Here is a 5,504-nt window from a genome sequence, read left to right on the forward strand (position 1 = left end):
TTTCGCGCGATATCGGCGCCGTCGTGGTCGGCATGGCTGCACGCGCTGGTGCCGCCATTGGCGGTGATCGCCCTTTTCCTGACGCTGATCGCGGTGATGAAATGGCTGCGGCGGCCGGGCACGCTGGGGATGGGGGACGTCAAGTTCCTCGCCGCCGCCAGCATCTGGGTGGGGTTCGTCGGCAGCACCGGGGTGTTCGTCGTGGCGAGCCTGCTCGCGCTGGCCTTCACCGTGGCGCGCGCGCCGTGGCGCACGCCCGATTTCCGCGCCGCGCTGCCGTTCAGCCCGTTCCTCGCGGCCGGGCTGGCGCTGGTGTTCACATTGCAGACGGTCTAGCGCCGCAGCAGGAACACCGCGTGTTCGGCGAAGACGTTCGCCGCCGCCGGACGCGCGGGGGCGCCGCGCGCCAGGAACCAAGCGCCCTCCACCGTGATCCCGCGCTGGGCGACGAAGGCGCGGAAATCGTCGATGGTGACGTGGTGGATGTTCGGCGTCTCATACCATTCGAGCGGCAGCAGCCGCGTCACCGGCATCCGCCCGCCGAACAGCAGCGACCCGCGCACGCGCCAGTGGGCGAAGTTGGGAAAGGATACGAACGCGCGGCGGCCGATCCGCAGCAGCTCGTCCAGCACCCGGTCGGGCCGGCGCGTGGTCTGCAGCGTCTGGCTGAGGATGGCATAATCGAACGCCGCGTCGGGATAGTCCTTGAGGTCGGTATCGGCGTCGCCCTGCACCACCGACAGCCCGCGCGCGACGGCGGTGGCGACGTCGGCGGGGTCCAGTTCCAGCCCGCGCGCGTCGACGCCGCGATCGTCGCGCAACGCCGCCATCAGCGCCCCGTCGCCGCAGCCGACGTCGAGCACCCGGCTGCCCGGCGCGACATGCGCGGCGATGATCGCCAGGTCAGGACGCAGGCCGCTCACGCCCCCGCCCTCAGGAAACCGTCGACCACCCGGTTCAGTTCGGGCGATTCGAGCAGGAAGGCGTCGTGGCCATAGGGCGAACTCAGCTCGACGAAGCTGGCGGCGGCGCCCGCGGCGTTGAGCGCGTGGACGACGTTGCGCGATTCGCGGGTGGGATAGAGCCAGTCGGTATCGAAGCTGACCACACAGAACCGCGTCGCCGCCCCGCGAAAGGCGTTGGCGAGCAGCCCGCCATGTTCCTCCGCCAGGTCGAAATAATCGAGCGCGCGGGTGATGTAGAGGTAGGAATTGGCGTCGAACCGGTCGGAGAACGCCAGCCCTTGGTGCCGCAGATAGCTCTCGACCTGGAAATCGGCGTCAAAGCCGAACGTCTTTGCCTCGCGCGCCTGCAACTTGCGGCCGAATTTCTCGGTCAGCCCGGCTTCGGACAGGTAGGTGATGTGCGCCGCCATCCGCGCCACCGCCAGCCCGGCGCTGGGGGGATCGCCGCTGCTGTAATAGTCGCCGCCGCGCCATTTCGGATCGGCCATGATCGCCTGCCGACCGACCTCATGGAACGCGATGTTCTGGGCGGAATGGCGTGCGGTCGACGCGATCACCACCGCCGATCGGACGCGGGCGGGAAAGGTCGCCGCCCACGATAGCGCCTGCATCCCGCCCATCGATCCGCCGACCACCGCCGCCAACGTGTCGATGCCGAGGTGATCGAGCAGCATCGCCTGCGCGCGCACCATGTCGCGGATGGTGATGACCGGAAAGCGCATCCCGTGCGGACAGCCGTCGGCGGCGGCGCTGGCCGGGCCGGAACTGCCCATGCAACTGCCGATGACGTTGGTGGCGATCACCAGATGGCGATCGGTGTCGACCGGCTTGCCGGGACCCACCATCCGCGTCCACCAGCCCGGCTTGCCGGTCACCGGGTGGTCCGACGCGACATGCTGATCGCCGGTCAGCGCGTGGCAGATCAGGATCGCATTGTCGCGCGCCGGGGACAGCGTGCCATAGGTCTCATAGGCGATGTCGACCGACGACAGCGTGCCGCCCCCGTCGAGCGGCAGCGGAGACCCGAGGCGGGCAATGCGATTGAGACCGAAGCGGGCGTCGCTCATCGGCTCGCTGCTAGGCGTAAATGGCGTGGTCCGGAACCCCTCGCGTGCGGCCTGTCGCTCTCGCCCTGTCCACTCGCCCGCGCCGCGCGAGGCCCTTCTCCCGTCAGGAGCGGCAGGCGGTGCGGACGTCGCCGAAGGGTGCCCGCGATCAGGCGATCGTCCGCCCCACCAGCGCCTCCGCCGCCATGCGCCCGGTCTGCGCGGCGCCGTTCATATAGCCGGGATAGGCGTCGGACAGATGCTCTCCGGCAAAGAACAGGCGGCCGCCGCCGGCGACCTGCCGTTTCGCCAGCACCGTGTCGTCGGTCCACAGCAGCGCGCCGAAGCGGCTCAACTGGCCCGGCGGGAAATTGGCATAGCCGCCCAATGTCAGCGAATCGCGGTGCCAGGCGGTGCGGCGCGACGGGCCGGCGGGCGCCAGCCCCGGCACCGCGCGGCCGGCGTGCGCGGCATAGCCGGCGGCCAGCGCGGCGGGATCGCCGTCCGCCGCCGCGCCGACCTGATCGCCGCCCAGGAACCAGGTGATGACGTCGACCGATCCGCCCGCGACGCCGCCGTTCCACGCCAGCGCATAGGGCGAACCGGCGTCGGTCTCCCACAATTCGCCGCCGCGCCCGACCACGCGGTCCCATGCGGCGGGATCGACCGCCATGTTGATCTTCTCGCACCGGCCCAGTTCCATCACGTCGATGAACTGGCGCCAGCGCGGCGGCAGCGGCACGGCGTAGTCGATCGTGCGGGTCAGCGGCGCCGGTACCGCGACGATCGCCGCGTCGGCCTCGGCCATCGTGCCGTCCAGAAAGCCGATCCGCACTCCGCCCGGCGCCGGCGCGATCCGGGCGCAGCGTTTGCCGGTGGCGATACGGTCGCCCAGCCGCGCCACCATCGCGTCGATCAACGCGCCGCTGCCGCCCTGCATCAGGAACCGCTCGTCGCTGCTGCTCAATATCTCGGTGCGCTGGCCATCGACGGTCGGCAGGTTGAACAACAGCTCGAGTGCAGAGGCGCGCGCCGGCTCGACGCCATATTCGGTACGGCTGGTCGATTCGAGCAGGCGTCGCACCCACGGCGTCGGCATCAGCGCGGCGTGGCGATCGAGATAGTCGGCGATCGACAGCCGGTCGATCTCGGCGGCGACGCGGGCATAGTCCTTGTCGAGCTGGTCGGCGTCGCGGCCGATCTGCGCCGCGATCGGGCGCAGCGCCTCTGCCAGCGCGGCGTCGTCCAGCGGCGCGCCGTCGGCGATCACCGCCAGCCGGTGGTTGCCCGCCTTGCGATCGACCAGCGCGATGTCGAACGCCTTGACCAGCGCATGCATGTCGGCGTGGTCGGTGTTGACCAGCTGGCCGCCGTCCTCGACTGGCTGATCACCGGCGAAGCGGCGCCAGGTGAACATCCGCCCGCCCATCCGCGCGCGCGCCTCATACAGATGCGCGTCGACGCCAGCCTGCGTCAGATACCATAGCGCCGACAGCCCGGCGATGCCGCCGCCGATGATCGCGACGCGCCGTGGCCGCGCCGCCGCCGCGGGAAGGGGGGCCAGCCCCGCCACGCCGCTCGCCCCCAATGCCTTCAGCACCGCGCGCCGCGTCGCCCCGGCGGCGCCCGCGACCGGCATCGGCGCGCCCGCCGCCGCCAGATTGGCGCGACGGGCCGCCTCCATCGCCCGCCACAGCGTTTGGTTCCCCCGCATGGCCGCACCCTATCACAGCCGCGCGCGCTTGCCAGCGCGCACGCATTGCGCCATCGCCGCGCGCATGACCGCACCCGTTCCCAAGCCCTGGATCATGGGCATCGCGCCCTATGTGCCGGGGCGCAGCACCACCGATGACGGCCGCAAGGTCGTCAAGCTTTCGTCGAACGAAAATCCGCTCGGCACCAGCCCGGCGGCGCGCGCGGCGTTCGCCGGCGCCGCCGACCGGCTCGAGCGCTATCCCGACGCCAGCGCCACCGAACTGCGCGACGTGCTGGCGGCGAAGCACGGACTCGATCCGGCGCGGATCATCTATGGCAACGGATCGGACGAGGTGCTCCACCTCGCCGCTGGCGCCTTCGCCGGGCCGGGGGACGAGGTGATCTACGTCCGCTACGGCTTCGCGGTGTATGAGATCGCGACGCGGCGGGTCGGCGCTACGCCGGTGATCGCGCCGGACACGGATTATGCGACCGACGTCGACGCGGTGCTCGCCGCCGTGACCGATCGTACGCGCATGGTCTACATCGCCAATCCCAATAACCCGACCGGCACCTATGCCAGCCGGGAGGAGATCGCGCGGCTCCACGCCGGGCTGCGCGGCGATATCCTGCTGGTGCTCGACCACGCCTATGCCGAATATATCGACGGCGATGTCGAGGACGGCGGCATGGCGCTGGCCGACAGCGCGTCGAACGTGCTGGTCACCCGCACCTTCTCCAAGATGTACGGCCTTGCCGCCGAACGGATCGGCTGGGGCTATGCGTCGGCGGAGATTATCGAGGCGATGCACCGCATCCGCTTGCCGTTCAGCATCACCATCGCCGGCACCGCCGCCGCCATCGCCGCGCTGGGCGACACCGATTTCGTCGATCATACCCGCGCGCACAACGCGACGTGGCGGCGCTGGTTCTCCGACGAGATCGCCAAGCTGGGCAACGCCGGGCTGCGCGCGGTGCCGAGCCAGGCCAATTTCGTGCTGGTGCTGTTTGAGGGCGCGTTGACCGCAGAGGCGGCGTACAAGGGGCTGATGGACGCCGGCTATATCGTCCGCTGGCTGCCTGGCCAGGGGCTGCCGCACGGCCTGCGTATCACCGTCGGCACCGAGGAGGAGACGCGCGGCGTCGCCGCGGCGCTGCGCGCGTTGGCGGAGCAGGCCGGCTGATGCTGCCGTTCGCTCGGGTCTCGGTCATCGGGCTTGGGTTGATCGGTTCGTCGATCGCGCGCGGCGTGCGCGCGGCGATGCCCAGCGTGGTGCTGACCGGCCATGACGCCGATCCGCAGGTGCGCGCGACGGCCGTGGCGCTGGGGCTGTGCGATGACATCGCCGACACCCCCGGCGCGGCGGTGATCGACGCCGATCTGGTGATCCTGTGCGTGCCCGTCGGCGCGATGCGCGCGGCGGCGGCGGCGTTCGCCGACGATCTGCCCGCCGACGCGGTCGTCAGCGACGTCGGGTCGTGCAAGGCGAGCGTGGCGCTGGCGCTGGCGGCGGCGCTGCCCGGCGCGACGATCGTACCGGCGCACCCGGTCGCGGGCACCGAGCGCAGCGGGCCGGAGGCGGGCTTCGCGTCGCTGTTCCACAATCGCTGGTGTATCCTGACCCCGCCCGAGGGCACCGATCCGCTGGCGGTCGAGCGGGTGGCGGAATTCTGGCGGCGGCTGGGCGCGCAGATCGACACGATGGCGCCCGACCATCACGATCGCGTGCTGGCGGTGACCAGCCACCTGCCCCATCTGATCGCCTACACGATCGTCGGCACCGCCAGCGATCTGGAG

6 protein-coding genes are annotated in these 5,504 nt (G+C 71.1%); 3 read left to right on the top strand and 3 right to left on the bottom strand.

The annotated features are described in order from the left end of the window. Window positions 1–336 (top strand): A24 family peptidase (locus tag VNR91_RS02000; protein WP_325489121.1); only part of this gene is annotated, 336 nt, incomplete at its 5' end. Here VNR91_RS02000 and metW read toward each other — a convergent pair. The 3 genes from metW to VNR91_RS02015 form a co-directional block, all read right to left on the bottom strand. Further along, a complete protein-coding gene (gene metW, locus VNR91_RS02005; RefSeq protein WP_325489122.1) occupies window positions 333–923 on the bottom strand; it encodes a methionine biosynthesis protein MetW in 591 nt (196 codons plus the stop codon). The genes VNR91_RS02000 and metW overlap by 4 nt on opposite strands. Beyond that, the gene (metX, locus tag VNR91_RS02010) at window positions 920–2,032 is read right to left on the bottom strand and encodes a homoserine O-acetyltransferase MetX (RefSeq protein WP_325489123.1); all 1,113 of its coding nucleotides are present in this window, start codon (window positions 2,030–2,032) and stop codon (window positions 920–922) included. The genes metW and metX overlap by 4 nt, the downstream gene beginning before the upstream one ends. Before the next feature lie 148 nt (window positions 2,033–2,180). Beyond that, window positions 2,181–3,725, bottom strand: a complete 1,545-nt coding sequence (locus tag VNR91_RS02015; protein WP_325489124.1) for an NAD(P)/FAD-dependent oxidoreductase — start codon at window positions 3,723–3,725, stop codon at window positions 2,181–2,183. Between the two features lie 64 nt (window positions 3,726–3,789). On the opposite strand from VNR91_RS02015, the gene hisC reads away from it, so the two are divergent. Next, entirely contained in the window at window positions 3,790–4,890 is a 1,101-nt protein-coding gene (gene hisC, locus VNR91_RS02020) for a histidinol-phosphate transaminase (RefSeq protein WP_325489125.1), read from the top strand. Next, a partial coding sequence (locus VNR91_RS02025) for a prephenate dehydrogenase/arogenate dehydrogenase family protein (protein WP_325489126.1) occupies window positions 4,890–5,504 on the top strand: 615 nt, incomplete at its 3' end. The genes hisC and VNR91_RS02025, both read left to right, overlap by 1 nt.

The sequence above is a fragment of the Sphingomonas sp. genome (assembly GCF_035555815.1).
Taxonomy (GTDB): Bacteria; Pseudomonadota; Alphaproteobacteria; order Sphingomonadales; family Sphingomonadaceae; genus Sphingomonas.

Excerpts from the sequence above, each read along its gene's own strand:
- metX (WP_325489123.1), bottom strand. The coding sequence starts at position 2,032 with ATGAGCGACGCCCGCTTCGGTCTCAATCGCATTGCCCGCCTCGGGTCT.
- VNR91_RS02015 (WP_325489124.1), bottom strand. The coding sequence starts at position 3,725 with ATGCGGGGGAACCAAACGCTGTGGCGGGCGATGGAGGCGGCCCGTCGC.
- hisC (WP_325489125.1), top strand. The coding sequence starts at position 3,790 with ATGACCGCACCCGTTCCCAAGCCCTGGATCATGGGCATCGCGCCCTAT.